Source organism: Nocardia arseniciresistens, from assembly GCF_046764875.1.
In the GTDB taxonomy this organism is placed as follows: Bacteria; Actinomycetota; Actinomycetes; order Mycobacteriales; family Mycobacteriaceae; genus Nocardia; species Nocardia arseniciresistens.
In genome coordinates this window covers 81,847-102,606 of the sequence record NZ_JBKORD010000020.1, presented here as the reverse complement: position 1 = coordinate 102,606, position 20,760 = coordinate 81,847, and the positions used below count along the sequence as shown (strand labels likewise).

The window sequence follows — 20,760 nt, the reverse complement described above, 5'->3', positions numbered from 1 at the left end:
GCTAGGCCACCACGTTCCGGGCCGGTCCGCGCAGTGCGTTCGCAGCGCCGTCGCGGGGCGAGTTGCAGCTAGCAGGTATGCGAGTTCTGGAGCTGGCGGGCACCGGCAACGGCCGCCAGCACTGACGACATCGGTGCGGTACGGGGCGATTCTGAAAGTCCCACAGCGGGATTCGAAAGCTATCGCAATTCGAGGAGTCGTGACATGGTCACATCCCAAGAGCTCACCGCAACCCCCACCCGCCCCGATGCCTGTCCGGTGACCACTGCTGCTCAGTGGTTCGATGCGAGTTACGCCGTCGAACTGATCGGTACCTTCTTCCTGGTTCTTACTGTCGGCACCGCCGCCGGCAGCGGCAGCCCGTTCGCACCGCTGGCCATCGGCGCCGCGCTGATGGTGATGGTCTACGCCGGAGGACACATTTCCGGTGGCCACTACAACCCGGCCGTGACCCTGGCGGTGCTGGTACGACACCGGATCGGACTGCGCACCGCCATCGGGTACTGGGTCGCGCAACTGGTCGCTGGGCTGCTGGCCGCGCAGGTGGTACGCGAGATCATCGATCCGGCGCGGGCGCAGACCGTGTCGAGACTGACGCTGAACGGTTGCACGATGGGGGCCGTCCTCGTCGTGGAATTCCTGTTCACCTTCGCCCTCTGCTATGTGGTGCTCAATGTGACCACGAGTAGGAGTCATCCGGACAACTCGTTCTACGGGCTGGCGATCGGATTCACCGTAGTGGCGGGTGCTTTCGCGGTCGGTGGGATTTCGGGCGGGGCATTCAATCCAGCAGTCACCGTGGGCGCCGCAGTGATGGGGATATTCGCTTGGCCGACCCTGTGGGTGTATCCGGTCGCTCAACTCATCGGTGGCGCGGCCGCCGGCGCCGTCTTCCGCGCACTCGATCCCGACGACAAATGAACCATCCGCGTCCACAACCGAAAGGCATGAAAATGACCGAAAATCAATCGTTTTCCCACGACCGCATCGAGCAGGAGGTCCGCGCGTCATGAACGACCAGATCGCAGGCATCGTCATCCCCGACAGCCATATGGTCGCCGAGGCGACCGAGTTGGTGTGTTGCGTGGCGCCACCGCTGCTGTTCCATCATTCGCGCCGCGTCTACCTGTTCGGGATGTTGCAAGCGCAGGTGCGCGGACTGAAGCCCGACCCCGAATTGCTGTATGTCGGTGCGATGTTCCACGATCTCGGGCTCACCGATATCTACCGCACCACCACGCAGCGGTTCGAGGTCGACGGCGCCGATGAAGCCCGCCGCTTCCTCGCCATCCACGGCATCGATGACGAAGCGGCGCAACGGGTATGGACGGCCATCGCGTTGCATACGACCCCAGGAATCCCAGAACATATGGGCCCCGAGATCGCCTGTGTCACAGCGGGTGTCGAGACCGACGTGCTCGGCATCGGATACGACGATCTCGATCCCGCCGATATCGAGGCCGTCACCGCGGCCCATCCGCGGCTGGACTTCAAACGGCGGATCCTCACCGCCTTTACCAACGGCTTCGCCGACCGCCCGGACACCACCTTCGGGACCGTCAACGCCGACGTCCTCGAACATTTCCTTCCCGGCTTCACCCGGACGGATTTCGTCGAGGTCATCGAATCCAACGCTTGGCCCGAATAGTCGACCACCCCAATAGAATCAGGAGAATTATCATGACCACTCACATGGAATCGGATATCGCTTTCCGTGCCTCGTCGCAGCTGGCAGGCAACCTGCAGCGGGTCCTCGTCGACCTCATCACGCTGCACTTGAACGGCAAGCAGGCGCATTGGAACGTCGTCGGTCACAACTTCCGTGATCTGCACCTGCAACTCGACGAAATCGTCGACTCCGCAAGGGAATCGAGCGACACCATCGCCGAACGGATGCGTGCACTGGACGCCGTTCCCGACGGTCGGCCACGGACGGTCGCATCGACCACCGCCCTGCCGGTCCTTCCGGCCGGTGAACAAGACACCACCGTCGTCGTGGACCTGGTCACCACGCAGATCCGCACCGCTGTGGCGACCGTGCGCGCAGTGCACGACGACACCGACGCCGAAGACCCATCCACGGCCGACCTACTGCACGCCATCATCAATCAACTCGAAAAGCAGGCGTGGATGCTCAGCAGTGAAAACCGCACCAGGGGATAACCCCACATGCATCGAGCGGGGTGCTCGGGCCGCACCCCGTTCGATGCGCTATTGAGGAAGGTGACTCGCGCGAAAAGCCATGGAGGTGTCACGAGCTACCTGCCGATCCGTGAGTGGCAGGTGGTGTCTCAACGCGCGGGCGGGAGGACGGTGAGCACACGCGTCACATGAGCACCGAACTCGTCCATGAAATCACGCAGAAACCGCGCGGTGTCGTCGTCGAGCACCTCGCCGTCTTCGGTGAAGAAATCCGGGCGGTATTGAATGTAGGCCTCGGGGGCGTTCATCTGCGGCGAATTGAGGTAGCCCAGCACGCTACGCAGGCTCTGTTGGGCAATTGCAGTGCCCAGCTTGCCGGGCGAAGTCCCGATCACCGCGGACGGCTTAAAGGTGAACGAGTTATCACCCCATGGCCGGCTCGCCCAGTCGATGGCGTTCTTCAGCGCTCCTGGGATCGAACGGTTGTATTCGGGGGCGACGAACAGGATCGCATCCACCCGTGCGAGGGCATCCTTCAGCGCCCGACCTTCGGGTGGGAAGTCGGCGTCGTAGTCGTAGTTGTAGAGCGGAAGGTCCTTGATGGGGATGTCGACAAACTCGAGTTCGGACGGCGCCAAGCGGATCAACGCCTTGGACAGTAGGCGGTTGATGGAGTTCCGCGAAAGGCTGCCGACGATATAGCCAACCCGGTACGTGGTCATGACGCTCCCTCGGTCTTGACGATGTCATTGTTGGCATTTCTGTGGTCGTCCCGTGTGCGTCCAACCAGGAATGTACTCAAAAGTAGCTGCACCCATTATTCGGCTGGTGATGGGAGAACATCGGCGAATCGACCCGGCTGCGGCACGATCACCGCGCTGAAACCGGCGGGGCGTCTTGCCGCCGTTTCGAGATGGGGGTCATACAATGTCGGTTGCTGAGGTGTAGCTGCTCGCTCTGTCTGCGTTACGAACGGAGGTGTATGTCAAGCGATTCCGAATCCGAAACGGCAGGAGTCAAGCGGCGCGCAGCGCTCGGTACCGGCGCCGCCGCGCTGGGTGGTGCCGCGCTGGGCGCGGGACTGATGGCGGCTGCGGCCTGCGCTGATACGGTGGCGAGTCAACTGCCGAACACTGGTGAGGTCGTCGACAACCTTCAGAATTCCTCGCACCTGTTCCATCTCACTCGCACGGATCCGCAACGCTTCGATGGCGGCACGCTCCAGGGTGCCCATGAGGGCAGCTTCCCGGTGCTGGCCGGGCAGAACGGATCGGTCTACTTCGTGCGTTTGGAGCCGGGCGGCATCCGCGAGCCGCACTGGCACCCCAGCGCGTGGGAGTTGAATTACCACATCTCCGGAACCGCGAAATGGACCATCCTTGGTACCCACTCCGACGGCAGCTACCGTACCGAGGCTTTCGAGGCGCACCCGGGCGATCTCGTGTTCGCGCCACAGGGCTTCTTCCACTACTTCGAAAACGCCAGCACCGACACGCCCCTCGAGGTCCTCATCGTCTTCAACACCAGCGCCGCCGAGACCAACGACGACATCGGCATCCTCGCCGCGATGAACTCCATCCCACGCTCGGTACTGGCCACCGTGCTCAACATCCCGGAGTCCGCCCTGGCGGGCATACCTACCGAGGTCAAACCTGTCGTGGTCACCAAACGGCGCTGACGGTCCCGACGTCGGCACCGCGGCAGCCCTTTGTATCGGAACTCATGGCTGCTCTTTCCGGAAAGCTTCGATGACGGGCGCCAGTTCGGCGGCTTCGATGATGAGGTCGAGGTGCCCGCCGGCGTGCAGGTGCAGCGTTGAATGGGGCAGCAGCCGATGCATGATGCGGGCATTGACGATCGGAATGATGGGATCGTCGGTACCTGCCAAGATGAGCGTGGGCTGGCGGATGAGGGGGAGGGCGAACAGGCTGGTCCACACCGATCCGGCCAGCAGTTGATGTAGGTAGCCGATCCGAGATCCGGCCATCAGTTGCCGATCGAGCAGGAGTTCGACGACCTCGGAGTGGGTGCGTGCGCTGCCGCCGTAGAGTTCGGCGGCGATGCGCGCGGCGTAGTGGTGATCCAAGAACCGGCGTGGTGTCAGCATTTTCAGCAGCACCCTCGGCCGTCCCGGTACCATCGCCACGCCGGAGCCGGTGGACACCAGGATCAGTGCGCGACACCCGCGCGGATACTGAAACGCGAATTGCTGGGCGAGCGCCCCGCCCCATGACAGACCGAGAACGTCTACCCGGCCTCGGATGCCGAGCTTGCGCAGCGTCAATCGCAATGCCGTGGCGAGATAGGGAAACCCATACGGCAGAGGCGAATTCGGTGAACCGCCGGTCCCCGGTACATCGAAACGGACGACGGTTGTCGCCGGGTCCAGCTGCGCGACCAGTGGATCGAGGACCTCGAGGCTTGCACCGATGCCGTTACACAACAGCAGTGGCACTCCGCGCCCCCACCGCACCCGCACTCTGATCTGCTGGCCGAGCGCCGGGATCAGATGTTCTTCGGCGATCGGCTGTGACGGTTCGGGACTGGTCGGCATGACGTCGCTTTCAGTGTTGGCGCACGTAGGTGCCCGGTGCGGTGCTCAGCGGCGGCAGCTGGGCGCTGCCGAGCGCACTCGGTGCGTCCTTGTCCGCCCCGCTGCGCTCGCCGAGCCAGTCCGCGAAGTTCGGCCACCACGAACCCTGCTGTTCGGCCTCGCCCTCCAGCCAAGCGGCGGGATCGGTGGCGTCGGGTGCGCCGATCCGGTAGGACGCCCTTCGGTTACCCGGCGGGTTCACCAGGGCCGCGATGTGCCCGCTGGTGGAGAGCACGAACCGCAGATCCTCGGCGCCGAGCAGCCGGGCGCTGCGGTAGCAGGACTGCCACGGTGAGATGTGATCGGCGATCCCGGCCACCACATAGGTGTCTACCGTCAGCTTCGAGAGGTCGACCGGCGTGCCGAGCATCCGCGCCTGTCCGGGCACGGCCAGCGAGTTGTGGACGCCGAGCAGCACCATGTCGCGGTGCAGTGCGGCCGCCATCCTTGTGGTGTCGGCATTCCAGAACAGCACGTCGAACGGTGCGGGATCGCGGCCCTGCAGATAGTTGTTGACCCAGTACCGCCACACCAGATCGGTCGGCCGCAGCCACGCGAACACCCCGGCCAGCGCACGCCCGTCCAGATAGCCTTTGCGCGCCGAGAGCGCGATGGCGATTTCGGCGGTCTCCTCGTCGATGGCGGCGGCCGCGAAGCCTGCGCGACTCTGGTCGAGCACGGTCACCATGAGGGTGAGCCCGGCCAGCCGCTCGGCCTGACCGATGGCGGTGAGATGGGCCGCGGTCATGGCCGCGATGACGCCGCCGGAGCAGGACGCCTGCAGGTGGGTGCGCTCGGATCCGGTGATCGCCTCGACGGCGTCGAGCGCGTCGAGGATTGCCTGCCCGTAGGCCTCGATGCCCCAATCACGCTGCGCGGCACCCGGATTGAGCCAGGATATGGTGAACACCTGCTGTCCCTGTCGGAGGAAGTATTCGATCATGCTGCGGCCGGGGGCGATATCCATGATGTAGAACTTGTTGATCACCGGCGGCACCATGAGCAGCGGCGCTGTCCGCACCGTCCCGGTCTGTGGTGCGTATTGTATGAGTTCGAACATTTCGGTGCGCAGGACCACTGAACCCGTTGTGGCCGCGACAGTTTCGCCGATGGTGAAGGCGTCCGGCTGCACCATTGATGGCACTCGTGGCGACGCGGACATGTCGGACAGAAAGTGTCGCAGCCCGTGCACCGCGCTGCGGCCGCCGGTGTCCACCAGCGCCTTCCATGCCAGCGGGCTCAGCAGCGGATTGTTGCTCGGTGACAGGCCATCGATCACATTGTCGAGCACGAACCGCATCCACTCGGCGTCGCGCCAGTCCAGCTCGGCATCGGTGAACAGGGCGTCGACGGTGCTACTGGTCGCAAGGTAGGCCTGCATCGAGCGCTTGAACAGTGGGTTGGCCTGCCAGGCTGGATCATCGAAGCGCCGGTCGCCCTTGGTGGGTGTGCGGTCGGAGTCGCCGCGGGCGATGGCAGCCAGTTCCCGGCCGAGGGTGCCGACCCGTTCGGCCACGGTGCGCGGTTTCCGTGCCAGCGCAAGACCCAGCCTGGTCCAGGAGGTGTTCGGCAGCATGCGTCGGCCGAGGCCGACGGCCGAATTGGTCAGCAGCAGGTCCAGCGGAGCCGCGAGTTCGTCGGCACTGTCGATGGTCGTGTTCATGATTGTTCTCCTCGAGGCGCGGCGGAGTCCTGGTTGCCGGGTGCGCGGCGGTGCTGTCGCGCTGCGGTGGAATTCGATGCGGAGAACGTTAGATCGGCAACGGCGGCGTGCCATTGTGCCCGGAAAACGAGTTTCGTTCCGATTGCTGTCTCGGCGGGCGGTCAGGATGATTCCGCGCGCAGCACCGCCGACCCGTAGCAGTGGCACAGAAGCAACGCGATCTCGACGTCGAGCCGGTCCTCGGCCAGCGGCCGGCCGCGCCGCGAAATCGCCCGGCCAACCCGGTATTTGACGGAGTTGAAGTGCAGATCGAGTTCCGCGGCCGCGGCCTTGTAACTCGATCCCGCGCCCAGGAATACCCGCAGCGTTTCGCGAAGCCTGGCGTCATTGTCATTGTCGGCGGCCAGGTCGCCGAGTGTCTCGCCCACCCATTCGCGGGCAGCCGCGATAGTGCCGCCGAGCAGTGCCGCCGCGGCCACTCCCGGATCACCGGCGGTGATGATCCGCTGCGCCGCGAGGCCGCTGGTCACCGCGACGGATCGGGCGGCCTGCGCCTGCTGGTGTGATCGGCGGAACCCGGCGATGCCCGCGGCCTGCTCGCCGATTGCCAGGTGTGGGCCGCCGGGCCGGGATCCGGCGAATGCTCGAATCGCCGCGATCGCCTCCGGGTGGGCTGACCGATACGGCAGCCAGGCCCAGCCGCTGCCCCGGTCTGCGGCCACGAACAGCGGCCCCGCGCCGGTGCCGACCGCTTCGGCCAGTTCCCGCACGAATCGTTGCAGCCGCGTGAGCAGCTGATCCCGCTCATCGCTGTCGTCTGCGGAGTCGGCGTACCACATGACCAGTGCGAGGTGATGCCAGCGCAGCGGGTAACGGATGGACTCGGTCGCGGCGTCCACATCGACGGGTTTGCGGCCCGCGAGCACCTCGCGTACCCGCACTGCACGGATGCTGTTCTGACTCTCCAGCCACTGCTCGCGTTCGCGTTCATAGATGGCAGCGACCTGCTCGGTGATCGAGTCGATGTACTCGAACAAGATGCCGGTGATGGTCTCCATGACGGTGACGCGGTCTTCCGGCGGGATGCCGACTTCGCGTAGCTCGGCGAAGACGAGATCGGTCATCCGCCGCTGCCCGACTCGATAGGCGCGAATCAGCGCAGTCAATGGAATACCGTGCTGCGCAAGGCGTCTGGCGTATTCTATGGCAGCAGCGGGCGCGAGAATACGGGCAACCGGTATGTCGTGGCGTAGGGCGTGCAGCACAGTGTCGACATTGCCTTCGACGCTGGCACCGAGCAGATCGATGGTGCGCGGATCGCCGTGCAGTTCGGGGATCTCGTCCTCGAGATTGTGCCGCAGGATCGCGCTGATCTGCGTCACCCGCTCGTTCATGCGGGTGGCGATCTCCACGACATACGGGTGCACGTCGACATCAGCGTCGCGACCACTGGCCGTCACCCATCCATCGTAGGCACCGCGCCGCCGGCGTAGCGGCGAATCGTTTGTTCTCCGGGGACAACGCAGGCAGTGAAGTTGGTCGATCCGCCACGGTGTCATACCGAGTCCGGATTCCTACGGTTGTCGGCATTCCACCAGCCCGCTCACTCAGGACAGCTGATGAATCTGACAACTCTTCCCGATCGCCGAGCCGCCACGACGCCCACCGCGCCTGCCCTCACTGATGACACCGTAGCGCTGAGCAATGCCCGGTTGCTCGACAACGTCCGCCGGGCCGCCGGTGCACTGAGCGCCGCGGGTGTCACAGAAGGCGACGTGGTCGCGGTCATGCTCCCCAATACCGCGGATTTTGTCGTATCGCTGTTCGCCGCATGGCGCCTCGGTGCCGCGGTAACGCCGGTCAACCCGACCATGACCGCAGTTGAAGCGGGACATCAGATGACCGACGCGGGCGCGAAAGTGTTGATCGCGCAACAGCATCCGGATTTCAAGGCCCCAGTGCAGACTGTCATTCCCGTCGCTGAGCTTGCCCTCGCTGAACCGAACACAGCCGAGCCTGCCGATATCGGCGACGATGCGCTGGCACTGCTCATCTACACCAGCGGCACCACAGGTAAGCCCAAGGGGGTCATGCTCGATCACGCCAACCTGAACGCCATGTGCGCCATGGTGATCGACGCATTCGAGCTCACCGCCGCCGATCACAGCCTGCTGATCCTGCCGCTGTTCCACGTCAACGGCATTGTGGTCGGCACGCTCTCGCCGTTACTCGCGGGCGGGCAGGCCACTGTCGCAGGGCGGTTCAGCGCGCGGACCTTCTTCGACCGCGTCGAACGCGGCCGTGCCACGTACTTCTCCGCGGTGCCGACCATCTACGCCATGCTGTCGGACCTGCCCGCCGAGGCGCGGCCCGACACCTCCTCGGTCCGCTTCGCTGTGTGCGGTGCGGCACCGGCCAGCGTCGAACTGCTGGCCAAATTCGAAAACCGTTACGGCATACCGATCATCGAGGGCTACGGCCTGTCGGAAGGGTCCTGTGCGAGCACGATCAATCCGCTGCGCGGCCCGCGCAAGGCGGGAGCTGTCGGAATCCCGATGCCGGGACAGCGGATTCGGATTGCCGGACCGGACGGCGCACCGGTGCCTGCCCACACGGCCGGTGAGGTGCTGGTATCCGGTCCGAATGTCATGCGCGGTTACCTGAATCGCTCAGCGGAGACGGCCCGCACCATCGTGGACGGGTGGCTGCACACCGGGGATATCGGCCGCATCGACGAGGACGGCTATCTGGTGCTGGTGGACCGCGTCAAGGACATGATCATCCGTGGCGGGGAGAACATCTACCCGAAGGAAATCGAGACCGTCGTTTACCAGCTGCCCGAGATCGCCGAGGCGGCCGTCGTCGGCCGGGCAAACCCGCTGTACGGCGAGGAGCCGGTGCTCTACGTGTCGCTCAACTCCGGCGCCGTGCTGGACGCCGAGAAGATCCACGCGCACGTGCGCGACGCTTTGTCGAAATACAAACTGCCGGTCGCTATCACGATTCTGGCGGAACTGCCGAAGAACCCTGTCGGCAAGATCGACAAACCCACCTTACGCCGACTCGCCGCAACTGATTCCTCCCTCATCGACAAGGAGTAAGACCATGGGATTCACCAAACCTCATCTGCCGCAAGTCGATCCGGAAACCTTCCTGCATGAGCCGCTGATGGAGCGGATGCGTGTGCTGGCCCTCGACTGGGTGGACCACGGATTCGGGTCACCACGCATGGTGCACACCGTATACATCCTGAAGCTTGTAATGTTCTATGTTCTCGGTGGCGTCATTGTCGCCACCGCGACCTCGAATCTGCCTGCCTTCTGGCATGTTTCGCAGTGGTGGGATCAACCGATCGTCTACCAGAAGATCGTGCTGTGGACCGTGTTGCTCGAGACCATCGGTATCGCAGGCTCGTGGGGACCGCTGGCAGGCAAAGTCAAGCCGATGACCGGCGGTATCCTGTTCTGGGCGCGGCCCGGTACCATCCGATTGCGGCCGTTCAAGTGGTTGCCGCTCACCGCGGGTGATCGGCGTACCCCGCTCGATGTCGCGCTGTATGTGGCACTGCTGATCAGCGTTGCGATCCCCTTGTTCGTCCCTGGCGCGCACAGTGATTCACTATCGGAGGCCGTGCCGGACAATACTTCCGGCTTGGTGCGGCCCGCGCTGCTCATCGCCCCGATTTTGCTGCTGATCCTCAACGGTCTGCGTGACAAGACCATCTTCCTCGGCGCTCGTGGCGAGCAGTACCTGCCCGCGCTGTTCTTCTTCGCCGTGCTGCCGTTCGTGGACATGATCATCGCGCTCAAGCTGCTGATTCTCGTCGTCTGGGTCGGTGCGGGAGTCTCGAAGTTCGGCAAGCACTTTTCGCTGGTGGTGCCACCCATGGTGAGCAACGGCCCGGCAGTGCCCTTCACCTGGCTCAAACGGGCGCACTACCGTGACTTCCCACGGGATCTGCGGCCATCGCGGGTGGCCGATTTCATGGCCCATGTCGGCGGCACCACCGTCGAGGTGGTGGCGCCGCTGGTGCTGTTCTTCTCGACCAACAGCCGGCTGACTGTGGCCGCGGTAGCGGTGATGGTGATCTTCCACCTGTTCATCGTGTCCACGTTCCCGCTTGCCGTGCCGCTGGAATGGAATGTGCTGTTCGCGTACGCGACCGTCTTCCTGTTTCTCGGCTTCCCGAACTGGCACGGCTACGCGCTCACCGATATCTCCTCGCTGTGGCTGGCCGTGCTGCTCATCGCAGGGCTGCTGTTCTTCCCGATCCTGGGTAATTTCCGGCCCGACAAGGTGTCCTTCCTGCCGTCCATGCGGCAGTACGCAGGCAACTGGGCCTCAGCAGTCTGGGCCTTTGCGCCCGGGGCGGAGGCCAAGCTGGACAAGGTGACGCGCACTGCGAAGAACCAGGTCGACCAGTTCGTCGACTTCGGGTACGAACCGGCCTGGGCCGAGGTGACTATGCAGCAGGTCATCGCCTGGCGCACCATGCACAGCCAGGGACGCGGCCTCTTCTCGGTGCTACTGAAGAACCTCCCCGACATCGATACCAGGACCGTGCGCGAGGCCGAATTCGTCTGTAACTCGCTCATCGGCTTCAACTTCGGCGACGGACACCTGCACAATGCCGATCTCATCGCCGCGGTACAGCGCAGAGCCGGGTTCGAACCCGGCGAGTTGGTGGTCGTCTGGGTCGAATCGCAGGCGTGGGGAAGCAAACTGCAGCACTATCAAGTCATCGACGCGGCATTGGGCGTGATCGAACGGGGCACCTGGAGGGTCGCGGACGCGGTCGCGGAACAGCCCTGGCTGCCCAATGGGCCCATCCCGCTGGCGGTCACCTGGACCGGCGCACCGCGACCGCGGGTCCGCGACGAGCAGGATCACGGACACGGAGCGCTCGCATGACGACCGCGACGGTAGTGGGTGGCGGGCCCAATGGACTCACCGCCGCCGTGGCCCTGGCCCGAGCGGGGGTGCAGGTGACGGTGCTGGAGGCCGCCGACGAGATCGGCGGCGGCGCCCGCACCCGCGAGGCGCTGCTGCCCGGCTTGTTGCACGATCAGTGCTCGGCGGTGCATCCGATGGCGGTCGGCTCGCGTTTTCTTGCCGAGCTCGGGCTGGAGCGCTTCGGATTGTCTTGGCGCACACCCGAAATCGATTGCGTGCATCCCATCGACGGCGGCAGGGCCGGCGTGTTGCACCGCTCGGTGGCAGACACCGCCGCCGGGCTGGGTTCCGACGGCTCCGCATGGCGGGCGCTGTTCGACCGTCCCGCGGCCCACTACGACGCGCTGGCCGAGGACATAATGCGGCCGCTGCTGCACCTGCCGCGCCATCCATTGACGCTGGCCCGATTCGGCATGCCGACCGTCCTACCCGCGTCCACCCTGGCCCGGATCTTTCGGACCAGGCAGGGCCGTGCCCTGTTCGGAGGCATTGCGGCACATACCTTCCGGCCCCTGCACTACCCGATGACCTCGGCCATCGGGCTCGGCATCATCACCGCGGGGCATCGGCACGGGTGGCCGGTGGCGGCGGGCGGATCGCAGTCGATCACCGATGCGCTCGCCGCGCTGCTCGCCGAACTGGGTGGCAAGATCGAGACCGGCGCCCGCGTCGAGGCCCTCGCCCAGCTGCCCGTCGCCGATGTGACCATGTTCGACCTGGCGCCCGATGCCGTTGCCGGCATCATGGGCGAACAGCTGCCGCGCCGAATCGCCAACGCCTACCAGCGGTTCCGGCAGGGGCCGGGCGCTTTCAAAGTCGACTTCGCCATTGCCGACGGGGTGCCGTGGACCAATCCGGAGGCCCGCAGGGCCGGGACAGTGCACGTCGTGGGCGATTACGCCGAACTGGCCGCCGCCGAACGCGATATCCACGCGGGACGCATGCCGGAACGGCCGTTCGTTCTGGTCGGACAGCAGTACCTGGCCGACCCGCAGCGCTCCTTCGGAAACGTGCACCCGCTGTGGACCTACGCACACGTGCCCAACGGCTATGACGGTGACGCAACGGCCGCAATCATCGCGCAGATCGAACGGTTCGCGCCCGGCTTCCAAGAGCGCGTCATCGGCTCCACCGTCCGCAGCGCCACGCAGATGGCCGCGTACAACCCCAACTATGTGGGCGGGGACATCATGACCGGGGCAAAAGACATCCGTCAGCTGGTATTTGGACCGCGAATCACGCTTTCGCCGTACAGCATCGGGGTTCCGGGCATGTACATCTGCTCGGCCGCCACCCCACCCGGACCCGGCGCACACGGCATGTGCGGCGCCAACGCGGCCGCGGCCGCACTCGATCAGCTGAGCCGCTGATCACCCTCCCACACAACAACTCTCGACTCAGACAGAGGCATCATTATGACCACGCTCGAAACCCACAGCCCCGCCACCCATGTCACCGACAAGCTCGCCGGCCGGGTCGCCTTCGTCACCGGCGGCACACGCGGCATCGGCGCGGCCGTCGCGCACAGCTTGGCGAACCAAGGCGCCACCGTGGCTGTCGGGTACAGCCGGAATCCGGACAGTGCCAACCAATTCCTCGACGACCTGGGGAAGGTCACCGCGCTACACGGCGCATCAGTCTCGGCGCATCGTGGCAATGTCGCCTCCGCCGACGACTGCCGCCGTACGATCGCCGAGGTCATCGAAGACCATGGGCGACTGGACATTCTGGTCAACAACGCCGGCATCACCATGGACAGGACAGTGGCCGATATGTCGGAAGAGGAGTGGTACACCGTTCTCGCGGTGAATCTTTCCGGCACCTTCTTCCTGTCGCAGGCCGCACTGGCGCATATGGTCGAGCGCGGCACGGGCCGGATCGTGAATGTCTCCTCGGTGGTCGGCGAGACCGGAAACATCGGCCAGGCCAACTACGCCGCCTCCAAGTCCGGCCTGTTCGGTCTGACCAAGACCCTCGCCAAGGAGGCCGCCTTCCAGCTGGCCCGTTCCGGTAAGCGCTCCGAATGCAGCCTCGGCATCACCGTGAATACGGTGACACCCGGCCTCATCGCCACCGAGATGACCGCTGCCATCCCGGACAAGGTGATGGCCGAACTCACCGGGGCAATCCCGGTAGGCCGCGCGGGTCGCCCTGACGAGATCGCCCGCGTAGTGCACTTCCTCGCCGCCGACGCCTCGTCGTACATCACCGGCCAGGTGTGGAGCGTCAACGGCGGGATGGATATGTGACGCGGTGTCAGCAAAGCCGCTCGGCTTCGAGCCGTTGTCACCAGGCGACCAGAGCATGCCAAGACTGGCGGAAAGAAGGCGGGTCGGGCTGTACGGGGCAGATGGCACTGTTCACCGAGGACACACATTTCGTCGTGTTCATGGATGCCGCATCGAAAGAACCGACCCAGGACCTGCATGGCCGTGCTGCCCTCGCATCGGTCTTCGACAACCTGAACACCTACACCGCGACCACCCACTTCAATGGGCAGAGCGCCGTTTCCCTGCAAGGTGACCGAGCGACCGGCGAGAGTTACTGCCGGGCTCACCACGTGTCCGCTGACGCCACCGGCCGGCGCACCCTCATGATCGCCTCGATCCGCTATCTCGATGAGTTCGTCAAGCAAGACGGTGAATGGCTGTTCGGTGAGCGTCGCCTCATGGTCGATTGGACCGAAACACGCGCTAGTGCAACGTAACCGACAATGGCCGACGAGCCGGAAATGATGGGCCGGATTCCGGCGGCCGGCGTGGGCGATGTGTATGCCGCCTAAGGGTGGGGAGCTCGTCGGGGTGTGCCGAGACACCCCGTGGTCCCCATTCGAGCCGTTCGACCTGTTTGACAATGAATTCAAACAACTGCACGCTCGTTCGCCGCTCCTGAGGCGTTCCTTGACGGCACCCTATTAGAGCCGAGAGGCTCAGTGGAAGTGTCGGATCACCCCGACCGGGAACTAACCCCTACCGGGGTCAGATCCGCCGTTAACCCGTTCAGCAGATCAGGCAATTGTGAGTTGTTCGACGCGATTTCCGTCGAGGGTGAACTGGTAGCGCAGGTCTGTGGTCCCGCCGGGGAAGTCGCCTTCGAGGTGCTGGGTGACCACGTAGTGGGTGGCGTCTATGGCCCGGGCGTCGGTGGGCTCGATTGTGTAGGTGTACTCGGTGGCCGAGCGGCTGAGCCATTGCTGGATGGCGGCGAAGCCGTGGTGGGCGTGGCCGTCGTCGACGACGGTGGCTTCGCTGGTGAACGCAGTGAGCGCGGTGGCGGTGTCGTGAGCACGGTGTGCGCTCAGGTAGCGGGTGATCACCTCGGGTAGTAGTTCGAGGGTGATGGTTTGGGTTTGGTTGTTGTGCATGGTTTTCCCGGCGGTGTGATGGATCAGGCGGTAGGGGTGGTGCCCCCGTCGATGACGTACTCCGCGCCGACGATGGAGGCGGCACGGTCGGAGACGAGGAAGGCGACTAGTTCGGCGACCTCTTCGGGGCGGTTGGGTCGCCCGAGGGGGATGCCGCCGAGGGAGTCCATGAGCTTTCCGAGGGCGGCGTCGCGGCTGATGCCTGCCTCGTCGGCGATGCGGTCGATCAGGTTGTCGGCGGCGGTGGTCTGGGTGAAGCCGGGGGAGACGGCGGTGACCCGGATGCCTTGCGGGGCGACCTCGTTGGCCAAGCCCTTGCTGTAGGTCGCAAGGGCAGCCTTGGCGGCGGCGTAGGCGAGGGTGCCGTTCCACAGCGGCATGCGGCGCTGGATCGAGGTGACGTGCACGATCACGCCGCTGCCCGCCTCGATCATTCCCGGTAACAGTCCACGATCCAGGCGGACGGCAGCCATCAGGTTCGTGTTCAGCTCTCGGGCCCAGTCTTCTTCGCCGAGTGCGGCGAATCCCCCGGCAGGTGCTTCGGATCCGCCCAGGGTATTGACGAGGATGTCGATGCCACCCAAGCGGTCGGTCGCCTCGATGGCGACGGCTTCGGCGCCTTCGGCGGTGCTCAGATCGGCGGCGATGAACGTCTTCTCCTCGACGTCCTCGGGGCGGCTGCGGGCGGAGACGAGCACGGCAGCGCCCGCTTCACGCAAGCGCGCGGCGATTGCCGCACCGGTGCCCTTGGTGCCTCCGGACACCAACGCGCGACGGCCGTCGAGGGAGTCGCTGATGGACTCGGTCATGGGCATGGTCCTTTCCCGGGCGTGGCACAGTGTTGCCCACGTAGTGACTGCTAGGATAGAAGTTACTAACTTCGAAATTAGCAGGGACTCGGGAGGTTGTCATCTTGGCCAGCCGCATCAGGGCAGAAGATTGGGAGTGCCCGCTGTCGACGACGGTGGAGCAGGTGGGCGAGTGGTGGACGTTGCTGATCCTGCACGACGCATTCGACGGCTACACCCGGTTCGACCAGTTCCAGGGCAACCTGGGCATCTCCTCGAGCATGCTCACGGCACGCTTGAAAGCCTTGGTCGCGGACGGGCTGCTGGAGCGACGCCCCTACCAGACCAATCCGGTGCGCTACGAATACGTGCTCACCGATCGGGGGCGCTCACTGCGCCCGGTGCTCGTGGCCTTGGCCGCGTGGGGCAATGCGCGCTTGGCGCCCGAGGAGCGGAGCATGGTTCTTGTGGCCGCCGATACCGGCGAAGAGGTCGAACCCGTCGTCGTCGACGCCAGAACGGGTCGCCGCCTCGACGACAGTGACGCTTACGTCTTCGCCGCCGGTCCTGCTGCCAGTGCCGATATGCTCAGCCGGTATGCGGGCCGCGTACCCCTCCGCGCGCAGGGGGCCTGACCAAAGCGACGACCTGGCCGGCCGGGGAGTAGCCCACCTGGAACGCGCCACCTGAGGCACGGCCTCGAGCACGCCTGGGACGGGATATCGGGCGGGGATTTCCGGGTGCCGAACGCGTCAGGCGAGCCGGTCCGGTTCGGCCTCCTCGGGTGCGCAGGGGCTCTCGAGCGGCGCCGGGATCGCCACCCCGCGGGCTGCTTCGACCTTGTGGCCGTTGGCTATGGCCCAGGCTCTGATCGCGCTGCTCGCGGCGCTCTGTTCCGGGTTCACGCGCAGTGTCCAGCGGCCATACCGCACGCTTTCAGCGCTCATCCTGTGTGCGGTGAGAAGCCGCGAGAGCTGTTGGAACTCGGTCGGTGTCACGAAGGCCAGGTAGTAGTCTTGCCCGGAATCCAGCGACGCCAGGACAGTACCGAGGGCGAAGGCGTGCTCACCGATCTGTTCGAGGAACGCTTCGATGTAACCGACGCGATCGTCGGCTGGCACGACGAAGGTGGCGGCCCAATCCCAGGGCAGCGCCGTGGGATAGGAGCTCAGCGATGTCAACTGCTCGCGGACAGACTGGAGATCGGCCTCGCGGGAGATGACCGCCATATCCGCGGTCCCGTTTGGAGATTCGGCGTCGCGAAACGATTCGGCTCCTTCAGGGGTGAGGTGTGCCCGTCGTTGGGCCATGATGGCCCGCGCGCGGAACTCGAAATCGGGTTGCTGGCGGGCATAGTCATGGGCGTAGGCCGCGACTTGCGAGGTCTGGCGCACTATGCGGTCCGGTTCGGGTGGGGCGGGCCAGAACTGTAGGAGGTAACGGTCCTGTAGTGGCTCATCGTCGAGTCTGACGTCCTTCTCTCGTGCCTGGTCCATGCCTTGCGCGCAGTACCGCACCCGGTAGTCGAGCCCTTCTTTCAAGTCCAGTTCCCAGGAATCCTCACCAGCCCACTGCGCCAGGAAGCTTTGATCCGAGAGCGGGTAGAAGGAGACCTCCACGACGTCTTCCCATGCCGGATCGAGCGGGGGAGCCTGGCCGCGCACTTCGACGGTGAAGCCGACGTCGCCGGTGTGCAAACCGGTCCTGAGGAATAGTGCGCCGGGTACCGCGGCGCCGCACAGCCCTACGCTCTGCCCGGCAAACGCCTCGTGCATGGGTCGGCCGTTGTCCCTGGGGTCACTTTCAACATAGATCTGGCCGTAGGAGACACCGACCTCGCCATCGAGTCTGAACACTTCTCACACCATCCCCACCGGCGAGTGCCCACCATCGCTCGGCAGCGCCACGGGTAGTGAGGTCTCAGATGACGAGGGGGCGTTCATCTCGCCAGGTTCGGTGCCGACCAGCTCGAGGGCGAAGGGGGCGGCGGGAGCGTGGTGTGGTCTGGTTCGGGAACGGGTCATGGGCGGCAGCGTAGAGAAGCCCACTGACACAGCGGCTTCCAAACCCTTTCGGGGCGAACAGTTCGAATCCGATGATGCTGGAGCAAGCGTCGGTTGATCCAGCGCGGACGGCTGACGACGGCCTGATCACGCTGTTGTGACTCGGTCAGCCGGACCGAGATATCGGTCGGCTGGCCCTGTGCACGCTCCGTTTCGGTGCGGCGATGACCGTGCGACCAGCCGCCGGTCTCTTCATCGGCTGTGCCGATGCCCGGTAGGTGGTACCCGAGACCGGCGTCCACCAGAAGGTGGACAAGCTCCTGCGGCTGCGACACTCCGAGGTCGCGGAGTGGATCCAGCGGTGTTGGGCTGGGCGTAGCGTGTTCGGGGGCACAAACCCAGCTGGCGACAGGAGCAGCAGCATGGATTTACATCTGTCGGGCAAGACCGCCGTCGTGACCGGCGCCAGCAAAGGCATCGGGTTGGCGATCACTCGGGCGCTGGTGGACGCTGGTGCTCATGTAGTGGCTGGATCACGCAGCCGTGGGCCCGATCTCGGGGCGCTCGAGGTGGCGGGGAAGGTGACATTTGTGTCCGCCGATTTGTCGCAGCCCGGCGGCGCTGATGGCCTGGTTGCGGCTGCGATGGACCGCGGCGGCATCGATGTGCTGGTGAACAACGTCGGCGCTGTCACTGTGCAACCGGGCGGATTCGCACACGTTACCGACGACCAGTGGCAGGCGTCCTGGGACCTCAATGTGATGGGGACGGTACGGCCTACTCGTGCTGCTCTGCCGCAGATGTACCGCCGTGGCGGCGGATCGATTGTCATAGTCGGATCGGTCAACGCGTACTATCCCGACCCCGGGATCTATGACTATTGTGCCACCAAGGCCGCCGTCACCAACTTCGGCAAGGCTTTATCAAAGGAATTGGGGCCGAAGAATATTCGCGTCAACTCGATAAGCCCCGGACCTGTGACTACCGGGCTGTGGCTGGACGAAGGTGGAGTGGCCGACACGATCGCCGACGCCAGCGGTCAGACCGCCGAAGAGGTCCGGTCAGCGACAGCCGGTGCCGCCTCGATGGGCCGGTTCACCACTCCGGAGCAGGTTGCCGACCTTGTCGTGTTCCTGGCCAGCGATCGGTCCGCCAACATCACCGGATCCGACCTGAGGATCGACGGCGGCTTCGTCACCACCATCTGAGGCAATCGTGTGAGACGGTGCAGTCACTTCTGACTGATCGGAACCGCGCATCATTTGCAGCGCCGCGGCGAAGGATTTCGCATGTCGCTCACACTGCGCCAACGGTTCCGGGCATCAGCTTCTAGTGGCCGACTCGTCGGATGGGACGCCGAGTTCGCAGGAGCGGCGGCACCTCGATTCGGCATCTACCCGCGATGCATCATTTCTGCAACTTTATATCGGGCGCCTTCAGGTCGCTCCCGGTGGTGCCCGTCATCATCAGCGTGGCGTGGCAATCAGATCGATAGCCTCGCCGAGCCCGTTGAGGCGGTGCGCGAACTCCGGCAAGATCACCGCATCCCAGCCCGGTCCACCGACCAGGACTCGGGATCCGACGGTGTGACAGGCACGTATCGCAGAGGTCAGCGCGGTGGACTCCTGCTGTGACCAGAGCACGGCATCGGACTGCCGATCATCCCGGGTGAGCGCAGCAGCGACGGCGTCGGTGGGCACGTCGGCACCGAGCATCAACGTGCCGACACCGCGCTCGGCGAGGCCGGCACGCAGGGCTTCGAGGGGTAGTGCGTGGGTTTCGCCGCTGGTGCACGCCAGCACGACCGCACGGTTGCTGTCCGTCCGGGCAGGCGCAGGTGTATGGCGGTGCAGCGCAACGGTGATCGACCAGGACAGTAAATGCTCGACATCGATACAGCTTTCGCCGCCGAGTTGCCGTGTGACGACCGCCGCGAAGGCAGGGCGGCACAGTAAATCCCAGGTATCGACTACCCCGTATGCGCGCAGATGTGCGGTCAGCAGCGCGGCTGTCGTTTGCATATCGAGCGCGACCGCCGCGTTCAGTAGCGGCTCCCACGCTCCGAGTTCGGCAGTAGGTACTACGCCGGCCACCGCGGCAGCCGCACCGGAAGGGCTTGCTCCCGCGCGAATCAGGGTGAGCATCTGCTCGAGCACTGCGATATCGGACGCGCTGTAGAGGCGGTGTTGGCCCGGCCGGTGCTGGGTCGGGCCGATAGCGTAGCGGCGATTCCAGCTGCGCAACGTTGGTATCGGAATGCCGAGTCGGTCAGCTACCGCGCGCACCGTATATCCGGCCACGTCGGATAGGGGAGCTGAACCGGCGGGCATGAGCCTATTGTGCCCGGCCCGTGCGTGTGTTTCCTAAATGCCGGGCCGTCGGGTGCCGTCGGCTGAGCCCTGCGCCAGATGATGGGACAACCATCGAGTCGCGGGGCTCGGGTTGTCCTTTGCGAACCACACGCTTCATACTTCGATGAGTCGATTATGCATCGTTTTTCTGTTAGGTTGGGCGCATCGACCGAGGCAATCGAGATTCGAGGAGCACCGGATGATTTCGCGTAGAAGCTTTGTCCTCAACGCGCCGCGCCGCCGGTTGGGGCGGCTTGTGGCCGCGCTCGGCGTGACCTCGGCGGCTGTCGTGGTCGCCGGCGCGGCATCCGGCGGGGCGGGCGCGGTTCCCGATAGCGTTTCGGTCAGTGGTCCAGCCCCGGTGGAGAAGCTGGAGCTGACCCGTTATCTGGGTACTTGGCATCAACTCGCCGCCGTCCCACAGGTGTTCAATCTGAACTGTGCCCGCGACACCCGAGCCGATTACCAGCTCGATGAACAAGGTGATATCGCGGTGCACAATCAGTGTGTCACCGGGACCGGATCACTGAACCAGATCCAGGGAACGGCCACGGTCAACGACCCTGTAACCAGCGCGCAGCTGCATGTCGGCTTTCCCGGAGTGCCCGGCCGAGACCAGCGCACCGGTCCGACCAATTACATCGTCACCGCACTCGGGCCGGACTACTCCTGGGCGCTGGTGACCGACCCCAGCCGCTTGTCCGGGTTCGTCCTGTCCCGAACGCCTGCGCTGGATGCCCCGACCTGGGATCGGGTACGCGCGGCGATCCAGGTCGCCGGGCAGAGCCCGTGCATCTATCTGACTTCGCCGACGACCGGCGGAATGACCGATATCGCGCCTCTGTGCATCCGTTGAGTACGGTCACCGGTGACCGGCGCTCGCCGGTATCTTCCGGTACCGCT

21 protein-coding genes are annotated in these 20,760 nt (G+C 65.1%); 12 read left to right on the top strand and 9 right to left on the bottom strand.

What is annotated here, in order from left to right:
* Positions 1 to 204 precede the first annotated feature (204 nt).
* The 3 genes from ACLMAJ_RS31735 to ACLMAJ_RS31725 all read left to right on the top strand — a co-directional run bounded on the left by ACLMAJ_RS31735 (position 205) and on the right by ACLMAJ_RS31725 (position 2,163).
* Positions 205 to 921 carry an MIP/aquaporin family protein gene (locus ACLMAJ_RS31735; protein WP_412017555.1) on the top strand — a complete coding sequence of 239 codons (717 nt, stop codon included), beginning with the start codon at positions 205 to 207 and terminating at the stop codon, positions 919 to 921.
* Between the two features lie 88 nt (positions 922 to 1,009).
* Positions 1,010 to 1,648 carry an HD domain-containing protein gene (locus tag ACLMAJ_RS31730; RefSeq protein ID WP_412017554.1) on the top strand — a complete coding sequence of 213 codons (639 nt, stop codon included), beginning with the start codon at positions 1,010 to 1,012 and terminating at the stop codon, positions 1,646 to 1,648.
* A 32-nt stretch (positions 1,649 to 1,680) separates the two neighbouring features.
* Complete coding sequence (locus ACLMAJ_RS31725; protein WP_412017553.1) at positions 1,681 to 2,163, top strand: Dps family protein; 483 nt, start codon at positions 1,681 to 1,683, stop codon at positions 2,161 to 2,163.
* Between the two features lie 128 nt (positions 2,164 to 2,291).
* Here the strand turns inward: ACLMAJ_RS31725 and ACLMAJ_RS31720 are convergent, their stop codons facing one another.
* Positions 2,292 to 2,864, bottom strand: coding sequence for an NADPH-dependent FMN reductase (locus tag ACLMAJ_RS31720; RefSeq protein ID WP_412017552.1), 573 nt, complete (start codon positions 2,862 to 2,864; stop codon positions 2,292 to 2,294).
* Positions 2,865 to 3,124: 260 nt separating this feature from the next.
* Between ACLMAJ_RS31720 and ACLMAJ_RS31715 the strand changes: the two genes are divergently transcribed.
* Positions 3,125 to 3,820 (top strand): cupin domain-containing protein, encoded by a 696-nt coding sequence (locus tag ACLMAJ_RS31715; RefSeq protein ID WP_412017551.1) that lies wholly within the window; start codon positions 3,125 to 3,127, stop codon positions 3,818 to 3,820.
* Between the two features lie 42 nt (positions 3,821 to 3,862).
* Here ACLMAJ_RS31715 and ACLMAJ_RS31710 read toward each other — a convergent pair whose 3' ends face one another.
* From ACLMAJ_RS31710 to ACLMAJ_RS31700, 3 genes are all read right to left on the bottom strand, one after another.
* Complete coding sequence (locus tag ACLMAJ_RS31710; RefSeq protein WP_412017550.1) at positions 3,863 to 4,696, bottom strand: alpha/beta fold hydrolase; 834 nt, start codon at positions 4,694 to 4,696, stop codon at positions 3,863 to 3,865.
* Positions 4,697 to 4,706: 10 nt separating this feature from the next.
* On the bottom strand, positions 4,707 to 6,398 hold the full coding sequence (locus ACLMAJ_RS31705; protein ID WP_412017549.1) for a PHA/PHB synthase family protein: 1,692 nt from the start codon (positions 6,396 to 6,398) through the stop codon (positions 4,707 to 4,709).
* Positions 6,399 to 6,559: 161 nt separating this feature from the next.
* Positions 6,560 to 7,858, bottom strand: a complete 1,299-nt coding sequence (locus tag ACLMAJ_RS31700) for a PucR family transcriptional regulator (protein WP_412017548.1) — start codon at positions 7,856 to 7,858, stop codon at positions 6,560 to 6,562.
* A gap of 159 nt (positions 7,859 to 8,017) precedes the next feature.
* Between ACLMAJ_RS31700 and ACLMAJ_RS31695 the strand changes: the two genes are divergently transcribed.
* From ACLMAJ_RS31695 to ACLMAJ_RS31675, 5 genes are all read left to right on the top strand, one after another.
* The gene (locus ACLMAJ_RS31695) at positions 8,018 to 9,499 is read left to right on the top strand and encodes a class I adenylate-forming enzyme family protein (RefSeq protein ID WP_412017547.1); all 1,482 of its coding nucleotides are present in this window, start codon (positions 8,018 to 8,020) and stop codon (positions 9,497 to 9,499) included.
* Between the two features lie 4 nt (positions 9,500 to 9,503).
* Entirely contained in the window at positions 9,504 to 11,309 is a 1,806-nt protein-coding gene (locus ACLMAJ_RS31690; RefSeq protein ID WP_412017546.1) for a DUF3556 domain-containing protein, read from the top strand.
* Complete coding sequence (locus ACLMAJ_RS31685) at positions 11,306 to 12,721, top strand: phytoene desaturase family protein (protein WP_412017545.1); 1,416 nt, start codon at positions 11,306 to 11,308, stop codon at positions 12,719 to 12,721. The genes ACLMAJ_RS31690 and ACLMAJ_RS31685 overlap by 4 nt, the downstream gene beginning before the upstream one ends.
* Positions 12,722 to 12,766: 45 nt before the next feature.
* The gene (locus tag ACLMAJ_RS31680) at positions 12,767 to 13,600 is read left to right on the top strand and encodes a 3-oxoacyl-ACP reductase family protein (RefSeq protein ID WP_412017544.1); all 834 of its coding nucleotides are present in this window, start codon (positions 12,767 to 12,769) and stop codon (positions 13,598 to 13,600) included.
* Between the two features lie 101 nt (positions 13,601 to 13,701).
* Positions 13,702 to 14,058 (top strand): nuclear transport factor 2 family protein, encoded by a 357-nt coding sequence (locus tag ACLMAJ_RS31675; RefSeq protein WP_412017543.1) that lies wholly within the window; start codon positions 13,702 to 13,704, stop codon positions 14,056 to 14,058.
* 300 nt (positions 14,059 to 14,358) lie between these two features.
* Here ACLMAJ_RS31675 and ACLMAJ_RS31670 read toward each other — a convergent pair whose 3' ends face one another.
* Positions 14,359 to 14,715 carry a nuclear transport factor 2 family protein gene (locus ACLMAJ_RS31670; protein ID WP_412017542.1) on the bottom strand — a complete coding sequence of 119 codons (357 nt, stop codon included), beginning with the start codon at positions 14,713 to 14,715 and terminating at the stop codon, positions 14,359 to 14,361.
* A gap of 23 nt (positions 14,716 to 14,738) precedes the next feature.
* Positions 14,739 to 15,524, bottom strand: a complete 786-nt coding sequence (locus tag ACLMAJ_RS31665) for an SDR family oxidoreductase (RefSeq protein WP_412017541.1) — start codon at positions 15,522 to 15,524, stop codon at positions 14,739 to 14,741.
* Positions 15,525 to 15,628: 104 nt separating this feature from the next.
* On the opposite strand from ACLMAJ_RS31665, the gene ACLMAJ_RS31660 reads away from it, so the two are divergent.
* Positions 15,629 to 16,138, top strand: coding sequence for a winged helix-turn-helix transcriptional regulator (locus tag ACLMAJ_RS31660; protein ID WP_412017540.1), 510 nt, complete (start codon positions 15,629 to 15,631; stop codon positions 16,136 to 16,138).
* Positions 16,139 to 16,255: 117 nt separating this feature from the next.
* On the opposite strand, the gene ACLMAJ_RS31655 is transcribed toward ACLMAJ_RS31660, so the two are convergent.
* Positions 16,256 to 17,359 carry a DUF6630 family protein gene (locus ACLMAJ_RS31655; protein ID WP_412017539.1) on the bottom strand — a complete coding sequence of 368 codons (1,104 nt, stop codon included), beginning with the start codon at positions 17,357 to 17,359 and terminating at the stop codon, positions 16,256 to 16,258.
* 3 nt (positions 17,360 to 17,362) lie between these two features.
* On the bottom strand, positions 17,363 to 17,527 hold the full coding sequence (locus ACLMAJ_RS31650) for a hypothetical protein (protein WP_412017538.1): 165 nt from the start codon (positions 17,525 to 17,527) through the stop codon (positions 17,363 to 17,365).
* 401 nt (positions 17,528 to 17,928) lie between these two features.
* On the opposite strand from ACLMAJ_RS31650, the gene ACLMAJ_RS31645 reads away from it, so the two are divergent.
* Positions 17,929 to 18,714 carry an SDR family NAD(P)-dependent oxidoreductase gene (locus ACLMAJ_RS31645; protein WP_412017537.1) on the top strand — a complete coding sequence of 262 codons (786 nt, stop codon included), beginning with the start codon at positions 17,929 to 17,931 and terminating at the stop codon, positions 18,712 to 18,714.
* A 258-nt stretch (positions 18,715 to 18,972) separates the two neighbouring features.
* On the opposite strand, the gene ACLMAJ_RS31640 is transcribed toward ACLMAJ_RS31645, so the two are convergent.
* On the bottom strand, positions 18,973 to 19,836 hold the full coding sequence (locus ACLMAJ_RS31640) for a MerR family transcriptional regulator (RefSeq protein ID WP_412017536.1): 864 nt from the start codon (positions 19,834 to 19,836) through the stop codon (positions 18,973 to 18,975).
* Positions 19,837 to 20,056: 220 nt separating this feature from the next.
* On the opposite strand from ACLMAJ_RS31640, the gene ACLMAJ_RS31635 reads away from it, so the two are divergent.
* Positions 20,057 to 20,713 (top strand): lipocalin family protein, encoded by a 657-nt coding sequence (locus ACLMAJ_RS31635; protein ID WP_412017535.1) that lies wholly within the window; start codon positions 20,057 to 20,059, stop codon positions 20,711 to 20,713.
* Positions 20,714 to 20,760 lie beyond the last annotated feature (47 nt).

Coding starts and splice junctions, on each gene's coding strand:
- ACLMAJ_RS31735 (WP_412017555.1), top strand. CDS start 205: ATGGTCACATCCCAAGAGCTCACCGCAACCCCCACCCGCCCCGATGCC.
- ACLMAJ_RS31730 (WP_412017554.1), top strand. CDS start 1,010: ATGAACGACCAGATCGCAGGCATCGTCATCCCCGACAGCCATATGGTC.
- ACLMAJ_RS31725 (WP_412017553.1), top strand. CDS start 1,681: ATGACCACTCACATGGAATCGGATATCGCTTTCCGTGCCTCGTCGCAG.
- ACLMAJ_RS31720 (WP_412017552.1), bottom strand. CDS start 2,864: ATGACCACGTACCGGGTTGGCTATATCGTCGGCAGCCTTTCGCGGAAC.
- ACLMAJ_RS31715 (WP_412017551.1), top strand. CDS start 3,125: ATGTCAAGCGATTCCGAATCCGAAACGGCAGGAGTCAAGCGGCGCGCA.
- ACLMAJ_RS31710 (WP_412017550.1), bottom strand. CDS start 4,696: ATGCCGACCAGTCCCGAACCGTCACAGCCGATCGCCGAAGAACATCTG.
- ACLMAJ_RS31705 (WP_412017549.1), bottom strand. CDS start 6,398: ATGAACACGACCATCGACAGTGCCGACGAACTCGCGGCTCCGCTGGAC.
- ACLMAJ_RS31695 (WP_412017547.1), top strand. CDS start 8,018: ATGAATCTGACAACTCTTCCCGATCGCCGAGCCGCCACGACGCCCACC.
- ACLMAJ_RS31690 (WP_412017546.1), top strand. CDS start 9,504: ATGGGATTCACCAAACCTCATCTGCCGCAAGTCGATCCGGAAACCTTC.
- ACLMAJ_RS31685 (WP_412017545.1), top strand. CDS start 11,306: ATGACGACCGCGACGGTAGTGGGTGGCGGGCCCAATGGACTCACCGCC.
- ACLMAJ_RS31680 (WP_412017544.1), top strand. CDS start 12,767: ATGACCACGCTCGAAACCCACAGCCCCGCCACCCATGTCACCGACAAG.
- ACLMAJ_RS31675 (WP_412017543.1), top strand. CDS start 13,702: ATGGCACTGTTCACCGAGGACACACATTTCGTCGTGTTCATGGATGCC.
- ACLMAJ_RS31670 (WP_412017542.1), bottom strand. CDS start 14,715: ATGCACAACAACCAAACCCAAACCATCACCCTCGAACTACTACCCGAG.
- ACLMAJ_RS31665 (WP_412017541.1), bottom strand. CDS start 15,524: ATGACCGAGTCCATCAGCGACTCCCTCGACGGCCGTCGCGCGTTGGTG.
- ACLMAJ_RS31650 (WP_412017538.1), bottom strand. CDS start 17,527: ATGACCCGTTCCCGAACCAGACCACACCACGCTCCCGCCGCCCCCTTC.
- ACLMAJ_RS31645 (WP_412017537.1), top strand. CDS start 17,929: ATGGATTTACATCTGTCGGGCAAGACCGCCGTCGTGACCGGCGCCAGC.
- ACLMAJ_RS31640 (WP_412017536.1), bottom strand. CDS start 19,836: ATGCCCGCCGGTTCAGCTCCCCTATCCGACGTGGCCGGATATACGGTG.
- ACLMAJ_RS31635 (WP_412017535.1), top strand. CDS start 20,057: ATGATTTCGCGTAGAAGCTTTGTCCTCAACGCGCCGCGCCGCCGGTTG.